Source organism: Pseudomonas sp. NFACC13-1, from assembly GCF_900104425.1.
Lineage (GTDB): Bacteria > Pseudomonadota > Gammaproteobacteria > Pseudomonadales > Pseudomonadaceae > Aquipseudomonas > Aquipseudomonas fluorescens_AA.
The window spans coordinates 18,278-41,916 of record NZ_FMXV01000024.1; the positions used below are offsets into that span (position 1 = coordinate 18,278).

19 protein-coding genes are annotated in these 23,639 nt (G+C 61.3%); 12 read left to right on the forward strand and 7 right to left on the reverse strand.

What is annotated here, in order from left to right; translation table 11 throughout:
• Positions 1 to 135: 135 nt before the first annotated feature.
• Positions 136 to 2,043 carry an alkaline phosphatase D family protein gene (locus BLQ55_RS24030; protein WP_092257596.1) on the reverse strand — a complete coding sequence of 636 codons (1,908 nt, stop codon included), beginning with the start codon at positions 2,041 to 2,043 and terminating at the stop codon, positions 136 to 138.
• A gap of 135 nt (positions 2,044 to 2,178) precedes the next feature.
• Positions 2,179 to 3,174, reverse strand: coding sequence for a TRAP transporter substrate-binding protein (locus tag BLQ55_RS24035; RefSeq protein WP_092205567.1), 996 nt, complete (start codon positions 3,172 to 3,174; stop codon positions 2,179 to 2,181).
• Positions 3,175 to 3,711: 537 nt separating this feature from the next.
• Between BLQ55_RS24035 and BLQ55_RS24040 the strand changes: the two genes are divergently transcribed.
• The 7 genes from BLQ55_RS24040 (at position 3,712) to BLQ55_RS24070 (ending at position 11,021) form a co-directional block, all read left to right on the forward strand.
• Positions 3,712 to 4,866 (forward strand): mandelate racemase family protein, encoded by a 1,155-nt coding sequence (locus BLQ55_RS24040; protein ID WP_176814245.1) that lies wholly within the window; start codon positions 3,712 to 3,714, stop codon positions 4,864 to 4,866.
• A gap of 71 nt (positions 4,867 to 4,937) precedes the next feature.
• Positions 4,938 to 6,560, forward strand: a complete 1,623-nt coding sequence (locus BLQ55_RS24045) for an ABC transporter substrate-binding protein (RefSeq protein WP_092205565.1) — start codon at positions 4,938 to 4,940, stop codon at positions 6,558 to 6,560.
• Between the two features lie 34 nt (positions 6,561 to 6,594).
• Positions 6,595 to 7,635, forward strand: a complete 1,041-nt coding sequence (locus BLQ55_RS24050; RefSeq protein ID WP_092257599.1) for an ABC transporter permease — start codon at positions 6,595 to 6,597, stop codon at positions 7,633 to 7,635.
• Entirely contained in the window at positions 7,632 to 8,540 is a 909-nt protein-coding gene (locus tag BLQ55_RS24055) for an ABC transporter permease (RefSeq protein ID WP_092257602.1), read from the forward strand. Before BLQ55_RS24050 ends, BLQ55_RS24055 begins: the two co-directional genes overlap by 4 nt.
• 10 nt (positions 8,541 to 8,550) lie before the next feature.
• Positions 8,551 to 9,390: an ABC transporter ATP-binding protein gene (locus BLQ55_RS24060; protein ID WP_092257605.1), complete on the forward strand. Its 840-nt coding sequence runs from the start codon at positions 8,551 to 8,553 to the stop codon at positions 9,388 to 9,390.
• Positions 9,391 to 9,400: 10 nt separating this feature from the next.
• Complete coding sequence (locus tag BLQ55_RS24065) at positions 9,401 to 10,168, forward strand: ABC transporter ATP-binding protein (protein ID WP_092205561.1); 768 nt, start codon at positions 9,401 to 9,403, stop codon at positions 10,166 to 10,168.
• Between the two features lie 130 nt (positions 10,169 to 10,298).
• Entirely contained in the window at positions 10,299 to 11,021 is a 723-nt protein-coding gene (locus tag BLQ55_RS24070) for an oligogalacturonate-specific porin KdgM family protein (protein WP_092205560.1), read from the forward strand.
• Between the two features lie 127 nt (positions 11,022 to 11,148).
• On the opposite strand, the gene BLQ55_RS24075 is transcribed toward BLQ55_RS24070, so the two are convergent.
• Positions 11,149 to 11,892: a FadR/GntR family transcriptional regulator gene (locus tag BLQ55_RS24075; protein ID WP_092205559.1), complete on the reverse strand. Its 744-nt coding sequence runs from the start codon at positions 11,890 to 11,892 to the stop codon at positions 11,149 to 11,151.
• Between the two features lie 96 nt (positions 11,893 to 11,988).
• On the opposite strand from BLQ55_RS24075, the gene BLQ55_RS24080 reads away from it, so the two are divergent.
• A complete protein-coding gene (locus BLQ55_RS24080) occupies positions 11,989 to 12,702 on the forward strand; it encodes a FadR/GntR family transcriptional regulator (RefSeq protein WP_092205558.1) in 714 nt (237 codons plus the stop codon).
• A gap of 205 nt (positions 12,703 to 12,907) precedes the next feature.
• Here the strand turns inward: BLQ55_RS24080 and BLQ55_RS24085 are convergent, their stop codons facing one another.
• Entirely contained in the window at positions 12,908 to 13,957 is a 1,050-nt protein-coding gene (locus BLQ55_RS24085) for a hypothetical protein (RefSeq protein WP_092257608.1), read from the reverse strand.
• Positions 13,958 to 14,126: 169 nt separating this feature from the next.
• Positions 14,127 to 14,543 (reverse strand): VOC family protein, encoded by a 417-nt coding sequence (locus tag BLQ55_RS24090; RefSeq protein WP_072410941.1) that lies wholly within the window; start codon positions 14,541 to 14,543, stop codon positions 14,127 to 14,129.
• Positions 14,544 to 14,694: 151 nt separating this feature from the next.
• Between BLQ55_RS24090 and BLQ55_RS24095 the strand changes: the two genes are divergently transcribed.
• Complete coding sequence (locus BLQ55_RS24095; protein WP_176814246.1) at positions 14,695 to 15,396, forward strand: hypothetical protein; 702 nt, start codon at positions 14,695 to 14,697, stop codon at positions 15,394 to 15,396.
• Between the two features lie 90 nt (positions 15,397 to 15,486).
• On the opposite strand, the gene BLQ55_RS24100 is transcribed toward BLQ55_RS24095, so the two are convergent.
• Positions 15,487 to 16,092 carry a hypothetical protein gene (locus BLQ55_RS24100; protein ID WP_256326645.1) on the reverse strand — a complete coding sequence of 202 codons (606 nt, stop codon included), beginning with the start codon at positions 16,090 to 16,092 and terminating at the stop codon, positions 15,487 to 15,489.
• An 84-nt stretch (positions 16,093 to 16,176) separates the two neighbouring features.
• Between BLQ55_RS24100 and BLQ55_RS24105 the strand changes: the two genes are divergently transcribed.
• Entirely contained in the window at positions 16,177 to 16,722 is a 546-nt protein-coding gene (locus BLQ55_RS24105) for a DUF4256 domain-containing protein (protein ID WP_092257675.1), read from the forward strand.
• Positions 16,723 to 16,953: 231 nt separating this feature from the next.
• On the opposite strand, the gene BLQ55_RS24110 is transcribed toward BLQ55_RS24105, so the two are convergent.
• Positions 16,954 to 18,462: a hypothetical protein gene (locus tag BLQ55_RS24110; RefSeq protein WP_092257611.1), complete on the reverse strand. Its 1,509-nt coding sequence runs from the start codon at positions 18,460 to 18,462 to the stop codon at positions 16,954 to 16,956.
• A 481-nt stretch (positions 18,463 to 18,943) separates the two neighbouring features.
• Between BLQ55_RS24110 and BLQ55_RS32260 the strand changes: the two genes are divergently transcribed.
• Together BLQ55_RS32260 and BLQ55_RS32265 are read left to right on the forward strand one after the other, a co-directional pair.
• Complete coding sequence (locus tag BLQ55_RS32260) at positions 18,944 to 19,297, forward strand: hypothetical protein (RefSeq protein ID WP_176814247.1); 354 nt, start codon at positions 18,944 to 18,946, stop codon at positions 19,295 to 19,297.
• A partial coding sequence (locus BLQ55_RS32265) for a two-partner secretion domain-containing protein (RefSeq protein WP_092257614.1) occupies positions 19,294 to 23,639 on the forward strand: 4,346 nt, incomplete at its 3' end. The genes BLQ55_RS32260 and BLQ55_RS32265, both read left to right, overlap by 4 nt.

Consider the following 23,639-nt stretch of genomic DNA (forward strand, 5'->3'; position numbering starts at 1 on the left):
TTGGTGTGACTGCAGATTTTGCATCCATCCCCAATCCCCTGTGGGAGCGAGCCTGCTCGCGAAAGCGGAGTGCCAGGCAACTTATTTGGCGATTGATACACCGCTTTCGCGAGCAAGCTCGCTCCCACAATGTTTTCAGGCTGGTGGGGATTTTGGGGGCAGCATGCGTGTCGGGGGTTGGCCGTTGGCGTTGTGTTGGTAGATCTTCGTGGGCTGGCCCTGTTCATTGAAGAACACCTGGCCAATGCCGGCGCTGTTCCACAGCCGTTCGCCCGCTTCGGCGTGTTCCGGGGTGTGGGGGACGATGCGCATGCTGCGGCGCTTGGTGAACCAGTTCAGGGGCGAGCGCGGGGAGTAGAGCCAACGGTTCAGGCGGTCGAACCATTCCAGCAGCACGGGCGGGAATTCATTCTTGATGCCGCTGCTGGTGATCTGCCAGATACGCGGGCCGCCCTTGCGGTGTGGGATCAGCACCTCGTAGACGAAGGAATAATGCACATCCCCTGACAGCACCACGTAATTACCCGGTGTACGCGAGTGTCGGAAAATGTTCAGGATCACCTGCGCCGCGCCGCGATGGGCCATCCAGTTTTCCGCGTCCACCAGCAACGGATAACCGCACCAACTGAACACCCGCTGCACGGTCTCGATCAGCTTTACGCCGAAGATCGGTGCCGGTGAGACGATGATGGCCGAGGGGTGATCCAACAATTCTTGCTGCAACTCGCTCAGGGCTTCCCAATCCAGCAGGCCGGAAGGTTGCTTGAGGTTGTTCTCGCTGCGCCAGCGACGGGTGCGGGTGTCGAGCACCACCAGGGCCGGCGTGCTCGGCAGTACGTAATGCCACTGCTGGAAACCCAGCAGGGTGTCGATCAATTGGTCCTGTGGTTCGCTGTCGAGGTAGCGATCTCGGGCGGTGTCGCTCAAGGCCAGGGTTTGCGGGAGCACGTCCGCAAAGGCATCCGGGTTGTTACCCCAGCCTTGGCAGAGCATGTAGGCGATCAAGGCGTTGCCGATGATGCGCTTGGAGAACGGATGGCCGTAGGCTGTTTCCTCCCACTGCGCGGACAGATTCCAGTCATCGGTAATGTCGTGGTCGTCGAAAATCATCAGGCATGACAAGTGCGCAAATACCCGCGCCACGCCGTCCAGCCCGGTCTTGAACGCGTCGATGCGTCGCTGCTCCAGGTCGTAGCGCTGGCGCCGCTCGACGGTCAGTTCGGGGGGCTGCACAGCGATCAGTGTCCAGGGCACCGGCGACCACACCAGCAGATACATCGCCATCACCTCGGCGAAGGTCACCAGGTGATTGTCGGCGCTGCTGCTGGTGAAGATCGGCTTGCGCGCCCCGCCGAAAAAGCGCTCGCGCAGGGTTTCGTTGCTCTCCAGTGCCGGCAGCAAATCGGCGCGATGGTAATAACTGGCCGGGTGTCGGTAGAGCTTGGCGCTGTCTTCCACGACGGCGCCGTCCAGGCATTCCTCGAACAGCCCCAAGCGTTCGATCAGCCCGTGAATCGCCCGCAGCATGGGCCCGGCGACGTCGTCGGCATAGACCTGGTCACCACTCATCATCAACAGTGCCGGGCGTTGCGCCGGGTCTTGCGCGAGCAGACGGTCGACGCAGAGCAGGCCGTCGTTGGCCGGGTAGTGGGGTTTGCGGCAGGAACCGTGGACCAATTGCTCGATACGCGAATGCAGCAGGAAGTTCGGGCACTGAGCACCGTCATACAACAGATGCGGCGCCCACTCGGCGATGGGCGCACCGTCCACCAGCAGGTCGTAGTCAATCGCCACGTCCTGGGGCAGGGGGGCGTCGAGCGTCACATCGATCAAGTGCACAAACGCCCGCTGCCCCACCGGCACCACGGTGCAACGTGATGCATCGAGTGCCAGGTCGCCGACACCGTCAATGCGCAGCGTCAACGCCAACGCTCGTGTGCCCACCAGCCACATCACCAGGCGCGCAGGCTCCAGCCGCCGCAAGAGCGGGCCGACCAGGACAGGGGGCAGGGCAAGGGTGATATCGGGGGTGGACGACAGCATCAGCGGAAAAAGCTCTGTTCAGGGAGAGGCGGGGATCATAACGCAATGTGCTGTGCGGCTGGGGATAGGGTGGCGGGCACTGTTGTGGCGAGGGAGCAAGCTCCCCGCCACGGGAAAGTGTCAAGCCTGGCGATGTCACTGGGCGCTGTTGGAGGCCTCGGCCGCCTTGATCAGGTCCGGACCGATCTCTTTCTCGAACTTCGCCCATACCGGTTTCATTCGTTCGCGCCAGACACTGCGCTCTTGCGGTGTGAGGGTGATGATCTCGGTGGTCTTGGCGTCCAGGACGTGCTGCTTGTCCTGTTGGTTGAAGCGTTCCGCTTCCTGGTTGGTATGGGCAGTGGATTCGACCACGATCTTCTCCAGCTCGCTGCGGATATCCGGCGGCAGGCCGTTCCAGAAGTCCGACGTGGTGATCAACATGTAGTCGAGTATGCCGTGGTTGGATTCGGTGACGTATTGCTGCACCTCATTGAGCTTCTGGTTGTAAAAGTTCGAATAGGTGTTTTCCGTGCCGTTGACCAGGCCGGTACGCAGCCCCTGGTACACCACCGAGAAAATCATCGGTTTGGCCTTGGCATCCACCGCCTTGAACTGCTCCTCCAGCACCGCGGAGGTCTGTATCCGGAACGTCAGGCCACGGGCATCCTCAGGGGTACGCAATGGCTTGTTGGCCGACAGCTGCTTCATGCCGTTGTGCCAATAGGCCAGGCCGGTGACGTTCTTGCTTTCCATGGACTTGAGCAGTTTCTGGCCCTCGGGGCTTTGCTGGAAACGGTCTACTGCGGCGATGTCGTCGAATAGAAAGGGTAAGTCGAACAGCTGCACGGTCTTGGTGTACTGATCGAACTTGGCCAGTGACCGCGCAATGATCTGCACCTCTCCCAGAAGCAGGGCTTCCATCTCCTTGTCATCGCCGTACAGCGTGGAGTTGGGGTAGACCTCGACCTTCACCTTGCCCGGCAGTCGCTCTTCCGCCAGCTTCTTGAACATCAGCGCGCCCTGGCCCTTGGGCGTTTGGTCGCCTACCACGTGGGAGAACTTGATGACGATCGGCTCAGCCGCCATGACCGTGCCCCACACGCCGAAAGCCAGAGTGCAGGCGAACGCTTTCCATACAGGTTTGAGCATTGCGAAATTCCCTTTACCTTTACATTCATCGTACGGGCCTCTTCGGAACCCGACGTACAGCGGACAACGTCAAGTCTAGGAGAAAAATCATCCTCCGCTGGATGACGTGTTCCGTCGGGCAAACCATCGGGCTTCTGCGGGGTGGGAGCGGGTGTTCACTGGTCCTGCACCCATCACAGCCGCCCCCCTGTGGGAGCGAGCTTGCTCGCGATGATGGCGGCGCCTCCAACATCATCGGCCCAGGCACACCGCTATCGCGAGCAAGCTCGCTCCCACAATTTTTATTCTCCCGCCTCGGTTTCCAGTCCTCCTCCCGCCATCGTGGCCCTCCCGGGGCGAGTCGTATTGTTTTTGTTGTGTGGTATGACGACATTCTAAATTTTCCTCTGGGAGAATAATCTCATTTCTCTAGCTAGGCCCAGTATTTCGTAATTTTTATTGATTTTGTGGGTTGACAGTCCGCGTGAAACGTCAGAATAATCCGCTGCGTTGTATGACGACATACAAATAAACAATAACAACAGGGTGCACCCTTCTATGAGAATCACAGGCGTTCACGTCGAAGTCTTTTCCACCCCTTCGCGCCGTGCCCAGGACAGCGCCGGTCACGCCCATCCGGGTGATGAGGTCATGATCAAGATGGCCTTGCTGCGAATCGGCTGCGACGATGGCAGCGAGGGTTATGCCTTTGGCCCGCCTGAGTTGATTCGTCCGCACATCATCGAATCCTTCGTGCGCAAAGTGCTGGTGGGCCGCGATCCGATGGACCGTGAAAGCATCTGGCAAGACCTGGCGCACTGGCAGCGCGGCAGCGCCGGGCAGTTCACCGACCGGGCGCTGGCGCTGGTGGAGCAGGCGTTGTGGGATCTGGCCGGGCGCAAGCTCAAGTTGCCGGTGCATAAGCTGATTGGCGGTTATCGCGACAAGGTCCCGGCGTATGGCTCGACGATGTGCGGCGACGATTTGCCGGGCGGGTTGTCGACGTCGGACGAGTACGGCCAATTTGCCGAGAAACTGGTGCAGCGCGGCTACAAGGCCATCAAGTTGCACACCTGGATGCCGCCGATATCCTTCGCCCCGAATCCACAAATGGACATCCAGGCCTGCGCCGCCGTGCGTGAGGCGGTGGGGCCCGACATCGCGCTGATGCTCGACGGTTACCACTGGTACAGCCGCATGGATGCGCTGACCATTGGCAAGGCCCTGCAAAAGCTGAATTTCGCCTGGTTCGAAGAGCCGATGATGGAAGATTCCGCAGAGTCCTATGCCTGGCTGGCCGCCAACCTGGACATCCCGGTGTTAGGCCCGGAGAGCATCGCCGGCAAGTTCCACAGCCGCGCCAGTTGGGTCACCCAGAAGTCCTGTGACATCCTGCGCGCCGGCGTGGCCGGGGTCGGGGGTATCGGGCCGTGCCTGAAGGTGGCGCACCTGGCCGAGTCGTTCGGCATGGATTGCGAGGTCCACGGCAATGGCGCGGCGAACCTGGCGGTGGTCGGGGCGATCAGCAACTGCCGCTGGTACGAGCGCGGCCTGCTGCACCCGTTCCTCGACTATGAAGACGTCCCGGCGCACCTCAACAGTATCGTCGACCCCATGGACGCCGACGGTTTTGTCCACCTGTCCGACCGGCCGGGGTTGGGCGAGGACATCAACTTCGCGTATATCGAGGCCAACACCTTGTCCCGACATTGATCCTGTTCCACGCCTGAGGTCGATGGCTGCCCGGGCGACAAGTCTTTATAAATATAAGAAAGGACTGAACCATGAATCTCTGGCCCAAGCGCCTGACCCGGCTGCTGTGTGTCACCGTGGCCCTGTGCGCAGTGCAGGTGCCCGTCAGCCTGGCCCAAGGCGAAACGCCCCCCGACCAATTGGTGGTGGGCATGAGCATGATCAACCTGCTGTCCCTGGACCCTGCCGCGGCGACGGGGCTGGAGGTCGCCGAGGTCAACGCCAACGTCTACGACATGCTCCTGGAGCAGGACGCGGCGCAGCCGGACACGCTGATTCCGGCCCTGGCGAAAACCTGGGACGTCAGCCCCGACCGCATGCGCCTGACCTTCCAATTGCGCGACGACGTGCGTTTTCACTCCGGTGCACCGCTCACCGCCCAAGACGTCGCCTGGTCGTTGCAGCGCGTCGTCACCCTCAACCGCGCCCTGGCTTCCACCTGGAAAGCCTACGGTTTCACCGCCGACAACGTCGTCCAACTGATGCGTGCCGAAGGGCCGCACACCTTTGTCATGGAGTTGCCACGCGTCACTGACCCGATGCTGGTGCTCAATACCCTGGCCACCTCTCCCAGTGCCTTTATCATCGATCGCTCGGTCGCCTTGCAACATCAAGTCGGCGACGATCAGGGGGCGGCGTGGCTGGCGACGCATACGGCCGGCTCCGGCGCGTTCAAGCTCGACATCTGGCGGGCCAACGACGTGATCCTGATGAGTCGCAATGACGACTATTGGCGCGGCGCGGCGAAGTTGCGCCGGGTGATCATGCGCAACATGACCGAGTCCCAGGCCCTGCGGCTGATGGTCGAGCGCGGTGACCTGGACGTCGCCCGCGGCATGGCCGCCACCGACATCAAGGCGTTGGGCAAGGTCGATGAAGTGCGCATCCAGAGCATCGCCCGCGGCACGTTGTACTACGTGGCGATGAGCATGCAGCAGCCGTTGTTCCAAGACATCCGCGTACGCCAGGCCATCCGCTTGCTGATCGACTACCAGGGCATCAACGACGTGGTCATGCCGCACTACGGCGTGATCAATCAGCGGCCCTTGCAGTTGGGGCTGCCGGCACGCCTGGACGATCCGGGCTATCGCCTGGACGTGGCCGAAGCCAAGCGCCTGTTGGCGGCGGCCGGGCATGCCGAAGGCTTCAAGGTGACCATCCGTTCACTGACCGATCCGCCGTTCATCAACATCGCCACCAGCCTGCAAGCGACGCTGGCCCAGGCGGGGATCCAGGCGACGATCATCACTGGCACCGGCAACCAGATCTATGGCGCGATGCGCGACCGCCAGTTCGACATCCTCGTCGGTCGTGGCGGCGGTGGGGCGGAGCGTCATCCGCATTCGAGCCTGCGGGCCCTGGTGTACAACCCGGACAACCGCACCGAAGCCAAGTTGAGCAACTTCCAGGGCTGGCGCACCTCGTTCTTCGACCCGCAGCTCAATCAACTGATCGAGCAAGCCGAGCGCGAACGTGACCCCGAGCGCCAGCGCGAAATCTATGGGCAGATCCAGACCCTCTACGACCAACAGGCCGGGGCGATCATGCCGGTCTCACAGATGGTGGACGAAGTGGTGATCCACGCGGATGTGCGCAACTACATCGGCCACACCGCCGCCACCACGCGCCTTCGGGACGTCTACAAGCAGCGCTGAAATCGACGGCCGCACGGCCAAGGCAGGAATGAACATGTCGACTGCATCCTTTTCAATCTGGACCACCCGGGCCGCTTCGGCGACCCGGCGCGGCGGCTCGGTGGCGGTGACGCTGCTGGGGTTGCTGCTACTGACCTTCTTCATCGGTCGGGTCATGCCCCTGGACCCGGTGCTGGCCATCGTCGGCCCGGACGCCGACGCTTCGGCCTACGCCCAGGTGTACCAGGAGCTGGGCCTGGACAAGCCGTTGTGGACCCAGTTCGCGATCTACCTGGGCGACCTGCTCCACGGTGATTTCGGCATGGCCTTGTTGACCGGCAACCCGGTCATTACCGACATCGCCCGGGTCTTCCCGGCGACGTTGGAATTGGCGACCCTGGCCATCCTGTTCGGCGTGCTGGCGGGCTTGCCGCTGGGCGTCTACGCGGCGACGCATCAGGGCCGTGCCGGTGACCATGTCGCGCGGCTAATCACCCTGTTCGGTTATTCCACGCCGATTTTCTGGATCGGCATGATGGCCTTCCTGGTGTTCTACGCCTGGCTGGGTTGGGCTGGCGGCGTCGGGCGGATCGGCCTGGCCTATGACGGGCTGATCCCGAAACACACAGGATTGTTGTTGATCGATACCGCCTGGTCCGGCGACTGGGAGGCCTTTCGCAGCGCGCTGCGGCACATTCTGTTGCCGGCGGTGATCCTCAGTTTCAACTCGGTCGCCTACATCAGCCGCATGACTCGCAGCTTCATGCTCGAGCAACTGTCCCAGGAGTACATCGTCACCGCCCGGGTCAAGGGCTTGTCCCAGCGCCGCATCGTCTGGGGCCATGCCTTCGGCAACATTCGCGTGCAGTTGCTGACCATCGTCGCGCTGGCTTATGGCGGCCTGCTGGAAGGTGCGGTGCTGATCGAAACCGTGTTCGCCTGGCCGGGCTTCGGCCAGTACCTGACCAGCAGTTTGCTGCTCGGCGACATGAACGCGGTGATGGCCTGCGTCCTGCTGATCGGCCTCATCTTCGTGACGCTGAACCTGATCAGCGATGCGCTGTACAAGATCTTCGACCCGAGGACTCGCTCATGAACCTGCCCCTTGCTTCCAGCGCAGCCGGCAGTACCACGCTGCCCGCTTCGAGTACGGCAGCGCTGGTCGCCAGCACCGTGCGCCTGCTGCGTTTTTTGCTGCGCAACCCGATGACCTTCGCCGGCCTGATCGTCGTCGCGACCCTGATGCTGGTCGCGGTCTTCGCGCCCTGGATCGCCGGCCACGATCCACTGCTGCAGAACCTCGCCGGGGCCTTGCAGGCACCCGGCGCCGTGCACTGGTTCGGCACCGACGAATACGGTCGCGATGTCTTCGCCCGGCTGGTGTATGGCTCGCGCATCACCTTGTACATCGTCTTGCTGGTGACCGTGATCGTCGGCCCCATCGGCCTGTTGGTCGGCACGGTTTCCGGCTACTTCGGCGGTTGGGTCGACAGCCTGTTCATGCGCATCACCGACATCTTCATCTCGTTCCCCAGCCTGGTCCTGGCGCTGGCGTTCATCGCCGCCCTCGGCCCGGGATTGGAGCATGCGGTCATCGCCATCGCACTCACGGCCTGGCCGCCGATTGCGCGTCTGGCGCGGGCCGAAACACTGCCGCTGCGCAACGCTGACTTCGTCGTCGCGGTGCAGCTCCAGGGCGCGTCGAGCACCCGCATCATCCTGCGCCACATCATCCCGATGTGCCTGTCGTCGGTGATTATCCGCCTGACCATGAACATGGCGAGCATCATCCTCACCGCTGCGGCCCTGGGCTTTCTCGGCCTTGGCGCCCAGGCACCGTTGCCGGAGTGGGGCGCGATGATCTCCACCGGGCGGCGCTACATGCTCGAAAGCTGGTGGCTGGTGGCGGCGCCCGGTGCGGCGATCATGCTGGTCAGCCTGGCCTTCAATCTGTTGGGCGACGGCTTGCGCGACGTCCTCGACCCACGCAGCCAATCCTGAGGAACAGCCCATGACTGAGATAAAACTGGTGGTACAGGACTTGTGCGTGGAGTTTCGCCACGCCGGCAAAACCTCACAGGCGGTGCGTGATGTGTCGTTCACGTTGAGGCGAGAAAAGCTCGCCATTGTCGGCGAGTCCGGCTCGGGCAAATCCACCGTCGGCCGCAGCCTTCTGCGCCTGCATCCGCCGACGGCGCGGGTCACCGCCAAGACCTTGCGCTTCGCCGATATCGACCTGTTGGCCGCCAGCGAAAAGCAGATCCAGGCGATTCGCGGCGCGCGCATGTCGATGATCATGCAAGACCCGAAATACTCGCTGAACCCGGTGGTGCGGGTTGGCGAACAAATCGCCGAGGCGTACCTGGCCCATCACAAGGTGCCCCATCGCGAAGCGCGCGAACGGGCCCTGGACATGCTCGCCAAGGTGCATATCCGCGATCCCCGGCGGGTCTACGACCTCTACCCCCACGAGGTCTCGGGCGGCATGGGCCAGCGGATCATGATCGCCATGATGGTGATCACCGATCCCCAGGTGATCATCGCCGACGAACCCACTTCGGCGTTGGACGTGTCGGTGCGCCGGCAGGTGCTCAACGTGCTGGAGGAGTTGGTCAGCGAGCGTGACCTGGGGCTGATCTTCATCAGTCACGACCTGAACCTGGTGCGGCATTTCTGTGACCGCGTGCTGGTGATGTACGCCGGCCGCGTGGTCGAGTCGATTGCCGCGGCCGACCTGGATCACGCCACCCACCCCTACACCCAAGGCCTGTTGGCCGCCTTGCCGAGCCTGGACCATCCGCGTGCCACGCTGCCGGTGTTGCAGCGTGACCCACTCTGGTTGAACGCTTGAGGAGCCTGTCATGAGCATGATTGAAATCGCCGGCCTGAACCTCAGTTTCGGCACCGGCGCGGCATTGAACGCGGTATTGCACGACGTCGATTTGAGCGTCGCCGAAGGCGAGGCATTCGGCCTGGTGGGGGAGTCCGGTTCGGGCAAGACCACCGTGCTGCGCTGCCTGGCCGGGCAGTACCAGCATTGGAGCGGACAACTGCGGGTCGCCGGCCAGGCCGTGACGCGCAACCTGCCGCTGAACCACTACCGCACGGTGCAGATGGTGTTCCAGGACCCGTATGCCTCGTTGCATCCGCGCTACACCATCGACGCCGCGTTGCAGGAACCGCTGCGCATCCATGGCATCGATGGGCGGGGGCAGAAGGTCAGCGAGATCCTGCGCAAGGTCGGCTTGAACGACAGTTTTCGCTTCCGTTATCCGCACCAGTTGTCCGGTGGTCAGCGCCAGCGGGTGGCGATCGCCCGTGCATTGATCCTGCGGCCCCGGGTGCTGTTGCTGGACGAGCCGACCTCGGCACTGGACGTTTCGGTGCAGGCGGAAATCCTCAACCTGCTGGCCGACTTGCGTCGCCAGGAAGGGTTGACCTACCTGATGGTCACCCACGATCTGGCGGTGGTGGCGCATTTGTGTGATCGGCTGGCGGTGATGCAGCAGGGCCGGGTGGTGGAGACGCTCGACAGCCATCTGCTGGCGAGCGATGGCGCCACCCATGCGTACACCCGCTTGCTGGTGCAAGCCAGTCGGGACATACAGCGAATACCTATCGCTGTTTGAGGTAACTCGTTCGTTGCACGTGTTTTAACCCGTAGAAGACGTTGAACCGCAGGTTTCAATGCCGCGCTCGCGCTCGCCTGCGATTTGCCGTTCAACCCCACTAATGACTCAACTAACAAGAATAAAAAACATGAAAAAGACACTCGTCGCGCTGTCCCTCGCTTCCTTGTTCACTTCGGTCGTTGCCATGGCCGATACCGGCTATATCAACGTACGCCACCAGTATGCGGAACAAACCCGCATGCATGCCGACCGCGCCAAGTTTGGCATGCGGCTGGACAACGGCGTGGGGCTGGAAGGGGAACTCAAATACAAGACCGCCGGTGATCGCGAAGACGTTGCCTTCGACAACACCGTCGGCAGCGGCCATGAATTCACCGTCAACTACCAGCACAAGCTTAATGATCGCTGGACGCTGACGCCCTCGTTCGCCATGGAAAGCGACGAGGAATCCACCACCTACAAGCTGGGCATGCGCCTGGGCTACAAGATCACCAAGGAGCTGAGTATCGCCGGACGCTACCGCTACGACTCCTCCAAGCTCGACCGTGACAAGGTCGACCATGACGTGCCGGACAACGGCCAGGACGACCAGAAGATCCATCGCTACGACGTGTACATCAACTACGCGAACCAGGGGCCGTGGGCGTATGAATATCAATTGACGTACTTCGATGCCAACTACATCCGTTATAACGGCGGCACCGACGACTATGAACAGAATGCCGTGGTCAAGTACAAGTGGGACAAACGCTGGGCGCCGTTCTTTGAAGTGGGCGATATCAAAGTCAACTCCGTCGACAGTGATCGCCAACTGCGTCTGCGGGTCGGTATTCAATACAACTTTTTCTAAGTTGTCGAAGCACCGGGGTCAACTTGTGGGAGCGAGCTTGCTCGCGATGGCGGTGTGTCAGCCACATTCATGTTGGCTGATCCGCCGCCATCGCGAGCAAGCTCGCTCCCACAGGGGAGGGCAGGGATTACTCGTTGTAGAACGCCTGGCGCTGTTGCGTTTCACACAGGCGCATGCGGCTGTTGCTCAAATGCAGGTACATGGCCGCCCGCGCCGCGTCGACATTGCCGCTGGCGATGGCGTCGAAGATCTGCTGGTGTTCGGCGTTGATCCCCTGCAGGTAAGCACTGCGGTCACTTTGCCCGGAATAGGCGGAGTTCATGCGGGTACGCGGGATCAGCTTCGTGCCCAAGTGCTTCATGATATCGATCAGGTAGTAATTGCCGGCGGCCTTGGCGATTTTCAGGTGGAACTGGAAATCGGCATTGATGGTGGTGCCGGATTTTTCCGGCCCTTGCAGCAATGCGTCCAGCGCCTGGGCCAGTTCGGCCAGGGCTTCGGGGGTTGCGCGTTCGGCGGCCATGCCGGCGGCCTGGACTTCCAGGCTCAGGCGAAACTCCAGCAGGTTGAGCACATCGGACAACGTGGCAATCGTCGCCGGGCCCAAGGTGAAGCCCTCCGGCGCCGGCATATCGAGGACAAAGGTGCCGACGCCATGGCGCGTCTCCACCAGCCCCGCCGCCTGCAAGCGCGACAGCGCTTCACGCACCACCGAACGACTGACCCCTTCGGCCTCCATGATATGCACTTCGGTGGGGAGCTTTTCGCCGCACTTGAGGATGCCGTCGCGCATGCGCTGGGCGAAGCGGTCGACCAGGGTTTCGGCGAGGCGGCGTGGCTTGTTCAGTGGAGATAACGCTTGATCCGTCATCGGCTTGCTCTTGGGTGATCAGCGGGCATTATAGTGAGTTTTGGCGCAAGGTCGCGGCTATAATGCCGCGATCGTCTGGCTTTAATGGATAGTGCAATGGACCGTGTCACACCCGATCGACGCCTGAGCATGACTCAACAACTGGTGATCGACCTGACGCAGCAGATACTGGCCGGCGAACTGCCCGCGGGCAGCAAGTTGCCCACCGAACAAGTCATCATCAAGGAACGCGGCGTCAGCCGGACGGTGGTCCGCGAAGCCATGTCGCGGCTCCAGGCCGAAGGGTTGGTGGAAACCCGTCACGGCATCGGCACCTTCGTGGTGGACACCGCCCGCCCGGGGGATTTCCAGGGCAGCAAACACGTCAAGGGCGGGGCCTACGATGCGCTCGCCGTGATCGAACTGCGCCTGAGCCTGGAAGTGGAAGCCGCCGGCATCGCCGCGCAACGGGCCACGCCGGAGCAGTTGCAGGCGATGCGTGAAGCGCTCGACGCGGCGAATGCTTTTGACCCAACGGATGACGAAAGCGCCCGGGTCGATTTCGAATTCCATCTGCAGATCGCCCAGTGCACCGGCAACAGCTTTTTCATCGACGCCATGGCCCATGTGGGCAATACGTTGATCGCCGTGGTGCAACAGGCCGGACCGGCGGTGACCGATGAAAATCGGGCGTTGGTGGTGCGTGAGCGGGAGCAGGTCTACGCGGCGTTGGCGCGGCACGATGCGCAAGCGGCGCGGGCGTCGATGCGGTTGCATTTGATCAATATGCAGCAGCGGGTTCGAGGTGTGGTCGAGTTGACGGCGCAATAACCTCCACCGCAGAACATTGTGGGAGCGAGCTTGCTCGCGATAGCGGTGTGTCAGCCACATCGGTGTTGACTGATCCGCCGCTTTCGCGAGCAAGCTCGCTCCCACAGTTTTTGATCTCGGGTGTCTGCAAATGCTGTGTCCACCACCGCCCCCCTGTGGGAGCGAGCTTGCTCGCGATGACGGCGGTACAGCGCTGCTGTTCCCGCTAGTTGCGCTTCCAGCACTCCGCAAACCGTGCACAAACCCCGTAGCGCTCATCCATCTGCGCCATCCTCTCCAAGTGATGACCTACCGCTTCGACCGTCACCCCGTTCCCGATCCGGAAGTACTCCACCATCATCGCGATGTCCAGATCGATCTCGGCTTTCTCCGGCTTGGCATTGGCGGTTTTGGGCAACGCCCATTGTTCCAGCTGCTCATCCTTCACTTGCCGCAGGCGTGTCTGGTATTCGTCCTTGAAGCGTTCCAGCGAGCGCGCCTTGTTCTGCGCCATGTCATCGCCAAATGTCTTCAGGTTTTCCCGGTACAGCGTCCAGTAGTCCGGCGGCAGGTCGAAGCCGAGCTTGGCCTTGCGTTCGCTGATCAGCGTGTCGAGTTTCTCTGGCGAATAAGTCTCGACTTTTTCCTTGGTCGGATCGGTTTTCACGGTGACGACCAGGCTCTTCTCGATGACCCGGTTCATCAGCTCCAGGCGATGGGGCGTGTCCGGATAGGTCTTGGGAAACAGCGCGTTGCGACCGGCGCAGGCGGGAAAATCTTTTTTCAGGATCGGGATCGGTGTGCGCACGTCCTTGCCGTCGACCCGCTGCAGGCGCTGCAACTGTGTCAGGCAGAAGTTCTTCTCGGACTTGAAGGTCACCTCGTATTCGGCATTGGCCTCGGGTGTAAAGTTGAAGCCCTTGCCGCACACGGCATAACCGCTGTTCATGTTGGTGCGCAGGTAAATCTGCTCGCCGGGCTTGAGCTTGACCTCCAGGTAGCCCTTGGCATCGGTGGGCGCCGGAACACTCATCCCCACCCGCCGCGCGGTATCGCTCAATAGCAGATTATTGAGAATGCCCGTGGTTTGCCCGTCGCAATGGGCGGCATCGAAGTAATCCAGCGTGGCGTTGCTGGTATTGGCGACAAACCGCAACTTGGCGGCGTCCGCTTCGATGGCGTCGGGGTAACTGCCGTTGACGCTGCAACCGCCGAGCAATACGAACAACGCGGACAATGCTGACGACGGGGCAAGACGGCGAGGCAGGGCGAGCATGAGTCATCCTTGAAGGATCGATAAAGTGGGCGAATGCTACTGAAGTGCCACTATTGCGTCCACCACCGCCTCCCTGTGGGAGCGAGCTTGCTCGCGATGACGCCGGCACGGTCAACATCACCGATCCAGACAGGCCGCTTTCGCGAGCAAGCTCGCACAGGGATGAAGCTCAGGGCTCCAGCGCCGGGCCCTTCAACTCGATCTGGTTGCCGTCCGGATCGAAGCAGTAAATCGACCAGCCCTTGCCCTCCGCGCCATAGCGCATCTGCGCTTTCTCAACGGTCAGGCCAGCTGAGGCCAAATGCGCGAGAAGGGCTGGTTCATCAAACGGCTCGATACGCAGGCACAAGTGATCGACGTTGTGCCCCTGCTTTCCCGCTGCCGGACCGCCCTGGCGACCGAGGGGGCCGTCCACGGCAACCAGGTCAATCATCGAAACACCGGTGCCCAGATGAAGCATGCCAAGATCGTCCCGGCGCTTCTTCAGCTCGCAACCGAGCACCGAGGTGTAGAAAGCGAGGCTGCGCTCGAGGTCCTTTACGCGCAGGACGATGTGGTCGATGCGTTGAATCGTGAAGTTCTTCATACGGGCCTCATGTGCTCAGTGATGGACGCCAGGGTTACTTCACCTTAGCCATTCATGCTGGAATGGCATTGCAACAACAATCTGTGGGCGCGAGCGTGCTCGCGATGACGCCATTTTAGCCACCACCCATGCCTGGACACGCCACCTCATGATGAAATGGTTCAAGACCCTCACCCGGACGGATGCCATTGCAACACTGGCCTTGATCGTATCCATCGCCTCTGCCTATTTCAGCTACCAGCAATACCAGGACAGCGTCGCCAGCCGTAGAACCCCGATCATCATCCGGGTCGGCGCTGAACACAGCACCGTGTCGTTCTACAAACCCTTCGCCGATTTCCCGTCCGTGCTCTTCAAGCAGCGCTACAAAATCATTCTCACCAACAACAGTTTCAACCCGGAAAGTGTCATCGACTGGCGCATCTGGGAGCGCAGGGAAAATGGCGGCGGGGAGTATGCCGGTATGAAATCCAAGCTCCTCGATTCCACGGGAACACCGATCGCCTTGCCTTTCCTGATCGCCGCGAAAGAAAGCAAAGTGGTCTTCCTGGACATTGGCCAGAAAGTCACGCCAGAGGCGTGGGCGGCGGTGGGCTCAAGTGTGAAGTTTGATAAGGAGATGGACTGGTTCGAGGCAGACCGGATTTTTTCCGATGCGGGCTTTCCGCTGTTCGGGCAGCTCACGCCCGGGGAGAGCTCCAAGTACCAGGACCTGCAAGTCAACCGCTGGCTGGCCGGGCCGGCCTATCAGGAGTTTCAGTTGAACTTCAGCAAGGCCGATGGCTATGAAGTGGCGGCCCAGTTGTCGTTGAATGTCAGTGATGTTTATCCACAGGGGGAGGCGCAGCGGTAGTTCCAATGTCATGCTGAGGCCGCCAGTCAGACGTTAAAACAATATTTACACACGCTATCAGGGCGGCTGATAGCGTGCGGAAAACCTGATTCAATCGAGGCTGAAGGCTTCTTGAATGGTCCTGATCAAACGGTCGCCGTTCACACCTTTGTAAGCTTGGGGATTTGACGCGAGCTCAGCGGGTACTTGATTTAGAAACGCCTTCAAATCGAGCGCCAATCGTTCAGGTAGCTGGGCCATTCCTTCAGTTAGACCGACAGCCAGTACGATCACATCTCTGAAGTGCTTTTTGATATCGCGACTGTTCACGGCAATGCCTTGTTCAAGCAGCGCCTTCTTGTTAAGCCAGGCATGGGCTTTGAGGGGAACGAGCCGATCAGCACCGATGTGGCTGATATCCTGGGTGTGATCCACGCCGGCCAGGAGAAAGGCGTAGTACTCATCATCAAGAATGATCGCAGACAGGCTGGCGGCTTGCTCCTCAACGGGGACCTTGGTCATTCTGGCCGCTTCTTCATGCTCCAGGCCATCCGGCACTCGGGAAAATAGCTCGACCTGAACGGGAAAGGATTTGTCCTCAGGATTCTGGAAACGATAAAAAAACGGCGAGTCCCCACTGCTGTCACCATTCTGGCGAATTGCATAGCCGCCGTCCTTGATGAACTTCCAGAACTGCCCGACGAACGCACGATCCATATTGGTTTCTGACCTCCCGCCTCAATGGGGTTGCTACGCTGATACTGCCAAGATTTGGAACCGGCCACCAACGGACCCAAAACCATGAAAAAACAGGATCAGGAAAACCTTCTCCAAACTTTGAAAGCCCGCTTCGAACAAAACCCCCATCGCCACCCAGGTATCCCATGGGCCGATGTCCAGGCCAGGTTGGAAGGCAACCTTAACGTCCTGAAGGCCCTCCAAGCCATGGAAGCCACCGGCGGCGAACCGGACGTGATCGGCCACAATAAAGAGACCGGCGTTGTCTCCTTCTGCGATTGCGCCAAAGAAAGCCCAACCGGCCGCAGAAGCCTCTGCTACGACCGCGCGGCCCTGGACGCTCGCAAGGAGAACAAGCCAACGGGCAGCGCGGTTGAAATGGCCGAAGCGATGGGCATCACCCTGTTGACGGAAGATCAGTACCGAGCGCTGCAGGAGTTGGGGGAATTCGATGCCAAGACTTCCAGCTGGCTGGCAACTCCCCCTGAGCTTCGTGCCCTCGGCGGGGCGATTTTCGGTGACTTTCGTTATGGCCGGGTGTTCGTTTACCACAACGGTGTGCAGTCGTATTACGCGGCGCGAGGGTTTCGCGGGTTGCTGCGGGTTTGAGCCCATTCACTAGAGGGCGCTAAGGAACTGTGGCGAGGGGATTTATCCCCGCTGGGCTGCGTAGCAGTCCCAAAGCCATCCACCACGGTGCATCAGGAAAAAACGGATGGCAGGTTTTACGACTGCTGCGCAGCCGAGCGGGGATAAATCCCCTCGCCACAAATCACGCATGCCATTGAAAAATGGTAGCGAGGCAGTCCGCTGTGTTTTTCTGAGGGCGGCAGAGATCCATCACTCGAAAACCAATCCCTCACACCCTTTGGCCTCAACCATCTGCTCAAACACCGGCAACCGCGCGACAAACTCCGTCTCGAACGCCAGATACCGATCCTGCGCCGCCAAGTAACGAATCTCCGGCTTTACCCGCGCAATATCCTTGGAAGACAGCTTCACCACCTCATGGCTGCGCTGATTCCAAAACCACGCCAAGGTCTGTGTGCCGAACGTATTCGTCCGGTAATTCCACACCCACCAATCCCCATGCCCCCGGGCAACATGAAGCTGCCCATGAAAGGTGCGCAACGTGATGACTTGCTTGGGCTGGGTGACCAGCAAGCGCGTGTCCTGGCGCAGTTCACTGCCGAAACCGTCCAGCGTCGCCTTGGTCTGGGCGCCGGTCATGAAGTTGAAGCGCCACGCCAACAGCACCGTCTCCTGATAACCCGAATGCTCGACGTTCTGCCGCGCGCCTTCGCTGAACAGCAGGATCTCGTCACCCCCCAGGTAAGCCGTTGACGCCCTGAGTCTATAGCCCTCGGCAGGCATCGCCCGGGCGACGATGGCTTGTTGTGGTGAGTCTTGATTCCAGACCCAGCACTTCGGCCCGTTGTGCTGCATGAACAGCAAACGGCGAGGGCCGATGGGCAGGATCGTCAGTTCATCCGCGTCCTCGAAAATCACGTCGCTGCTGTCCGCCGTGATCCGCCAGACCCGCGTCAAATGCTCGGGTTCGTAGATACGTTGACGTTCGAATATCTCCGAGCCCAGAACCACGCAGGGCTGTTCAAACTCCGGCCATTGCACCCCGGCCGGCCCGAACGCCGCGATCTCATCGCCTTGACGAATTTCGTATTGGTAGCGGTCGTCCGCACTGTAATCGCCGCGTATGACCCGACGTTTCCACAGGCTGCGCCGGGCATCGGCATCGATGAGCTGAAGGTCCGCGCCGTCCACGCCATCGGTCCGGTGTTCGAGCATGTCCTGCTCGGCGGGCGGCCATGGGTTGTAATCGATCAGAAAGCACAGCCACTGGTCGTCATCCTGCTCGGTGATGGCGGCCCAACCGTTGCGGTAGTTGTATTCATGGACATAGGTGGCGCCGGGATAGTCATGGACTTCCTGCAGCCACTTCACCTTGCTGCGCTTGGGTTTGGCCGGCTTGCGTTCGACGGCGGCAGGCTTGGGCGGCTCGATCAAACTCGCCGTGAACCTCGGTTCGCCGTGCTGGCCCTGCCAGTGACGGGCAAAGGCCTCGCGCTGAGTGACCGGGACAATCACCGGCCGATAATCATCGCCGCCGGCATCCAGGTTCCACAAGTCATAACCCTGCCCCCCCAACACCGGCGCCAGTGCCTCGAAACAGACCTCGGGCATCTCGTTGGACAGCTCATCCAACAACGCCTCGAACCCCGGACCGGCAAACACACCGATGTCGGGATAGTAATGCTGCAACAGCCCGAGCAAGTCGCTGCCCGGTGTTTTCCAATCGATATGAACCAACGGATCGAATTGCGATTGCATCACGCCTGTTTTCCCTGTGGTTTCTCTGCGGCCATCTTAGCTGCACACCGCCGACCTTGAGCAAACGAATAAATCCGTGGCGATGGGCACAGTCCACTGTGGGAGCGAGCTTGCTCGCGATAGGGCCGGGCCAGGCAACATCAATGGCGGCTGGTGTACCGCCATCGCGAGCAAGCTCGCTCCCACAGTTTTGATCGGGGCGTGCGCAAATGCTGCGTTCGCCACAATTTCCATGTGGGAGCGAGCTTGCTCGCGATAGGGCCGGGCCAGGCAACATCAATGGCGGCTGGTGTACCGCCATCGCGAGCAAGCTCGCTCCCACAGTTTTGATCGGGGCGTGCGCAAATGCTGCGTTCGCCACAATTTCCATGTGGGAGCGAGCTTGCTCGCGATAGGGCCGGGCCAGGCAACATCAATGGCGGCTGGTGTACCGCCATCGCGAGCAAGCTCGCTCCCACAGTTTTGATCGGGGCGTGCGCAAATGCTGCGTTCGCCACAATTTCCATGTGGGAGCGAGCTTGCTCGCGATAGGGCCGGGTCAGGCAACATCAGTGGCGTCTGGTTTACCGCCATCGCGAGCAAGCTCGCTCCCACAGGTATTCCAGTGTCGAGCACCCTCCAGATGAAAAAAAATTCACTCAATCCCCTCAATCAAAAGCCGTGGGTGCTCCAGCAAAGGTATCACCCCGCTTACCGCGGACATGATGGAACGGAGCACTTTGGGATTTCGAGCCGTCATCCGTCCGGATGCGGTTTTCCATTTGATTGTTTGATTGCGAACCGCCTGATCATCGTGGCGCGGCCAGCCGTATTAAGGATGAGTGAACAAAAATGAACCGAGCTTACCGAGTAGTCTGGAATGCTGTGTTGGGCGCGTGGCAGGTGGCATCAGAGTTGGTCAAAAGCCAAGGCAAAGACAAAAGCCGCAAATCCCTCAGCCTGGTCATTGGCGTGGGCGGCGGGGTCTTCGCTTCGGTTGCCACGGCGGGAGCGTTACCGTCGGGCGGCAATATCGTGGCGGGTAACGGCAGCATTCATCAGAACGGCAACAACATGGCCATTCATCAGGGCAGCGATAAGCTCGCGATTGACTGGCAAAGCTTCTCCGTCGGCAAAGGCAACACCGTCCAGTTCGTCCAGCCGGGCGCGGCGTCTGTCGCATTGAACCGCGTGCTGGGCTCGGATGTGTCGGTGATTCAGGGCGCACTGAAAGCCAACGGCCAGGTATTTCTGGTCAACCCCAACGGCGTCCTGTTTACACCCAGTGCGCAGGTTGATGTAGGCGGCCTGGTCGCCTCCACGCTCAACATGACCACGGAAGATTTCCTTGCGGGCAACTACCGTTTCAGTGGCAACAGCGCCGCCTCGGTGGTCAACCAGGGCAACATCAATGCCGCGCAAGGCGGCACCATTGCCCTGATCGCCGCGAAAATCGTCAACGAAGGCAACATCACCGCGAACAAGGGCAATGTGCTGCTGGGCGCCGGCAGTGTCGTGACGCTCGACCTGGGCGGGCCGGTGCAGTTGGAAGTGAAAGAAGGTGCGCTTCAAGCGTTGATCGAAAACGGCGGCGCCATTCGTGCCGATGCCGGTCGTATCCTGCTGACCGCCCGTGCGGCGGAAACCCTGGCGAGCACCGTCATCAACAACACCGGTTTGATCGAAGCCCGTTCCCTGGATATCGGTGAAAACGGCGTGGTGACGCTGATGGGGGATCAGGGCGGTGTGCAAGTCGCCGGGCGTATCGATGTGTCCTCCGATAGCGGCAAGGGCGGCAAGATTGTCGTGACCGGCGACCGTATCGCGATCAACGGCGGCGCTGAACTCGACGCCACCGGCGCCAAGGGCGGCGGCGACATTTATGTGGGCGGTAGCTGGCAAGGCAAGGACCCGGCGATCAAACAGGCCAGCCAGACCACCATCGCCGCCGGAGCCGTGCTCGATGCATCGGCGACCGACAACGGCAAGGGCGGTACCGTGGTGGCCTGGTCGGATACCAAGAAGCCGGGCAGCGTGACGCGGGTGGAGGGCACGCTGAAAGCCACCGGCGGTGCCAAGGGCGGCGACGGCGGCAAGATCGAGACCAGCGGCGCCAAGTTGGCGGTGAGCAAAGCCGCCGATGCTTCGGCCAAGAACGGCAAGGGTGGCTTGTGGTTGCTCGACCCGGACAGTGTCACGGTGGGGCCGGGTAATGGAGGGCTGACAGGCGGCGCCAACGGACAAGCCGCCACGGTCGGTTTCGACGCGATCGACACCGCCCTGGCCGGCGGCACTGATGTGGCAATCAAGGCCGACAACACCATTCACTGGAACGGCGACTACACCCCGCAGGGCATCAGCGGTGACCGGACGCTGACGTTGCAGTCGGGACACGACGACGGCGCAACAGGCCGTTATGTCTTCGGCAATATCTTCCTCAACGGCGATATCGACGCCAGCGGCGCAGGCAATGGCAACAGCCTGGCGTTGATTCTCAACGGCAAAATCGCGCTCAACACCGACGTCAGTTTGAAGAGCAACGGTGGCAATGTCGTATTTGCCGGCGTGGTGGACTCCGATGCGGTGGCCAACAACCGCCAACTGCGCGTCGATGCCGGTTCGGGCTCGATCATCTTCAGCGACATGGTCGGCGGTAACAGCGCGCTGGGCGCTCTGTATGCGACCACCAGCGGCGCCGGCAAGACGTTTATCAACGGCGCAAAAGTCTTCACCAGCGGCGAGCAGGTCTACACCGGTGCGGTTGAGCTGGGCACGTCGCAATTCCTGAACGCCGACTTCGAAAATGGCCTGGTCGGTTGGAAGACGTCCATCGACCAGTTCTTCACGGGCGTCACCGTGGTGGATGGCGTGGTCTCGCCGAATGACCCGACGTTGCCGACGACCTCGCCAACGAACGGCAATGCGCCGAGCGTTTCCCCGGGCGACCAGGGCAACATGAATTACAAACCCCTCACCCCGGTCGCCGCCGCTGGCCAAGGCAAGGACGGCGGCGCCGCGCTGCTGCTGGGGACCGAGAATACCTCCAACTGCCTCAACGCACCCGCCGGCTGCATCATGCGTGGCCCTTCGGTCGTGAGCGAGGGCACGGTCTCCCTGGCCGCCGGGGAAAAGGTCAGCTTCGATTACAAACCGGTCGCGGGCGGCGATACCTACGATGTCTTCGGCTACCTGTTGAACGTCAATACCGGCGAATACCAAATCATCTTGAATGAAACGGGCAACGGCACGGGCGCGGTGAATTGGCAAAGCCACACGGCAACGGCTGACAAGGCCGGCACGTACAAATTCGTGTTTGTCTCGGGCAGTTTCGACCAGACCGCCGGCAAGCAGGTCGGTGGCTCGCTGTACGTTGACAATATCAAGACCGAAACCTCGGGCAGCAAGGGCCTGCAAGGCAGTTCCATCACGTTCAACGGCAGCCTCAACAGCACCGACAACAACCTGGCCATCAAGGCGGACGACATCAACTTCAACGGCGGCGTCGGCAGTGTCACCGGCAATGGGAACATCACCCTTGAGACCAACACGCCGAGCAAAAACATCGCAGTGGGCGGCAGCACAGGCGACGCCCCCGGTTCGTTGGAACTGACCGGCACCGACATCAGCGCACTGGGCGACGGGTTCACCTCCGTCAACATCGGCGGCGCGGACATGACCGGTGACATCAACATCATCGAAGCGACCCGCATCAACGACAACCTCGTCCTCAATGCCGGCACCGGCAATATCCACATCAACGACCAGCTGACCGTGGCCGACGCCCCGGGCACCGGTAACGATGACACCAAGCCGGCCCCCGTCCTGGTGTTGCAGAGCAACGGTGGCAAGATCGACCAGACCGCCGGCGGCGCCATTGTCGCCGATGGCCTGGTGCTGCTGGGCGATGGCGCCACCCATGATCTCGACAACGCGGCCAACGACGTCAACACCATCGCCAGCGACACCGGCACGGTCAGCTTTGCCGATGTCGATGACCTGACTGTCGGCGTTGTAACCATTCCCGATAGCCAGACCCCGACAAACCCGCAAGGCGTGCCGGTCGCCGGCATGACCCAGACCGGCGACCTGAAGCTTGTCGCGGACACCCTTACGGTCGGCCAGGCCCTGATCACCCAGGGCGATACGAGCCTGACCGCCGACGAAATCGATCTCGCCGCGAGCGTTTCCGGTAACGGCAGCCTTACCCTGCAGCAGAAGACCGATAGCCTGGACATCCACCTGGGCGGCAGCGATGACCCGGAGGTGACCGGGCCTAACGATCCGTTGGTGCTGTCCGACGCTGACCTGGCCAACATCCAGGATGGCTTCGACAAGGTCGTCATCGGCAACGACAAGACGCGCAACATCACCGTCGACGATGAAGGCGCGACGTTCAAGGACGATCTGGCCCTGGTCGCCAACGGCGTCCTGGACCTGCTGGGCGATCTGATGCTCAAGGATCCCGAAGGCACCGACGAAGATGGCACGACCGGCAAGGGGCTGACGCTGAGCGTCGACGCGGGCAAAGGTGCGACTCAGAGCACTGGCGCGACCATTACCGCAGACGAATTGGCCTTGCGCGGCGAAGGCGACTTCCAGCTGGGCAAGGGCGGGCATGACGTGGGTGTCATCGCCGCCGATGTCGGTAGCCTGGCATTTGCCGGCAACGGCAACCTGACGGTAGGTACCGTGGACGGCACCGTGGGGATTACCTCCGATGAGGCGGTCACCTTGAAAACCGATCACGACCTGACGTTGGTAAAAGGCATCACCATAGAAAATGGCCCACGGGACGATGCCAGCCAGGGCCAGACCCGTGCCGACGACATCATCACTTTGGAAGTGGCGGGCAATACCACCCAGTCCGGCGACGCCGGGGCCAAGCTGGATGCCAGCGGCCTGGTGCTGCTGGGCGGCAATTACGCACTGGGCAATACCGGCAACGTGATTGGCGATATCGCCAGCGCGGCGGGCAAGGTCCAATTCAACAACAGCGCAGACCTCAAGGTGGGTTCGCTGACCGCGACCCATGCCGACGGCACGCAGACAACCCTCACCGGCGTGAACAACACCGGCGACGTCAGCATCGGTACCCAAGGTGACTTGGCGATCAACGAAGGGCTGGCCACCAGCGGCAACGTGTTCCTCAACGTCGATGGCAAGACCACCCAGGATGGCAACGGCAATATCACCGCCGA

Coding starts and splice junctions, on each gene's coding strand:
- BLQ55_RS24070 (WP_092205560.1), top strand. CDS start 10,299: ATGAAAAAGACACTCGTCGCGCTGTCCCTCGCTTCCTTGTTCACTTCG.
- BLQ55_RS24055 (WP_092257602.1), top strand. CDS start 7,632: ATGAACCTGCCCCTTGCTTCCAGCGCAGCCGGCAGTACCACGCTGCCC.
- BLQ55_RS24075 (WP_092205559.1), bottom strand. CDS start 11,892: ATGACGGATCAAGCGTTATCTCCACTGAACAAGCCACGCCGCCTCGCC.
- BLQ55_RS24045 (WP_092205565.1), top strand. CDS start 4,938: ATGAATCTCTGGCCCAAGCGCCTGACCCGGCTGCTGTGTGTCACCGTG.
- BLQ55_RS24060 (WP_092257605.1), top strand. CDS start 8,551: ATGACTGAGATAAAACTGGTGGTACAGGACTTGTGCGTGGAGTTTCGC.
- BLQ55_RS32260 (WP_176814247.1), top strand. CDS start 18,944: ATGCTGCGTTCGCCACAATTTCCATGTGGGAGCGAGCTTGCTCGCGAT.
- BLQ55_RS24030 (WP_092257596.1), bottom strand. CDS start 2,043: ATGCTGTCGTCCACCCCCGATATCACCCTTGCCCTGCCCCCTGTCCTG.
- BLQ55_RS24050 (WP_092257599.1), top strand. CDS start 6,595: ATGTCGACTGCATCCTTTTCAATCTGGACCACCCGGGCCGCTTCGGCG.
- BLQ55_RS24090 (WP_072410941.1), bottom strand. CDS start 14,543: ATGAAGAACTTCACGATTCAACGCATCGACCACATCGTCCTGCGCGTA.
- BLQ55_RS24040 (WP_176814245.1), top strand. CDS start 3,712: ATGAGAATCACAGGCGTTCACGTCGAAGTCTTTTCCACCCCTTCGCGC.
- BLQ55_RS24080 (WP_092205558.1), top strand. CDS start 11,989: ATGGACCGTGTCACACCCGATCGACGCCTGAGCATGACTCAACAACTG.
- BLQ55_RS24035 (WP_092205567.1), bottom strand. CDS start 3,174: ATGCTCAAACCTGTATGGAAAGCGTTCGCCTGCACTCTGGCTTTCGGC.
- BLQ55_RS24085 (WP_092257608.1), bottom strand. CDS start 13,957: ATGCTCGCCCTGCCTCGCCGTCTTGCCCCGTCGTCAGCATTGTCCGCG.
- BLQ55_RS24100 (WP_256326645.1), bottom strand. CDS start 16,092: ATGGATCGTGCGTTCGTCGGGCAGTTCTGGAAGTTCATCAAGGACGGC.
- BLQ55_RS24065 (WP_092205561.1), top strand. CDS start 9,401: ATGAGCATGATTGAAATCGCCGGCCTGAACCTCAGTTTCGGCACCGGC.
- BLQ55_RS24105 (WP_092257675.1), top strand. CDS start 16,177: ATGAAAAAACAGGATCAGGAAAACCTTCTCCAAACTTTGAAAGCCCGC.
- BLQ55_RS24110 (WP_092257611.1), bottom strand. CDS start 18,462: ATGCAATCGCAATTCGATCCGTTGGTTCATATCGATTGGAAAACACCG.
- BLQ55_RS24095 (WP_176814246.1), top strand. CDS start 14,695: ATGAAATGGTTCAAGACCCTCACCCGGACGGATGCCATTGCAACACTG.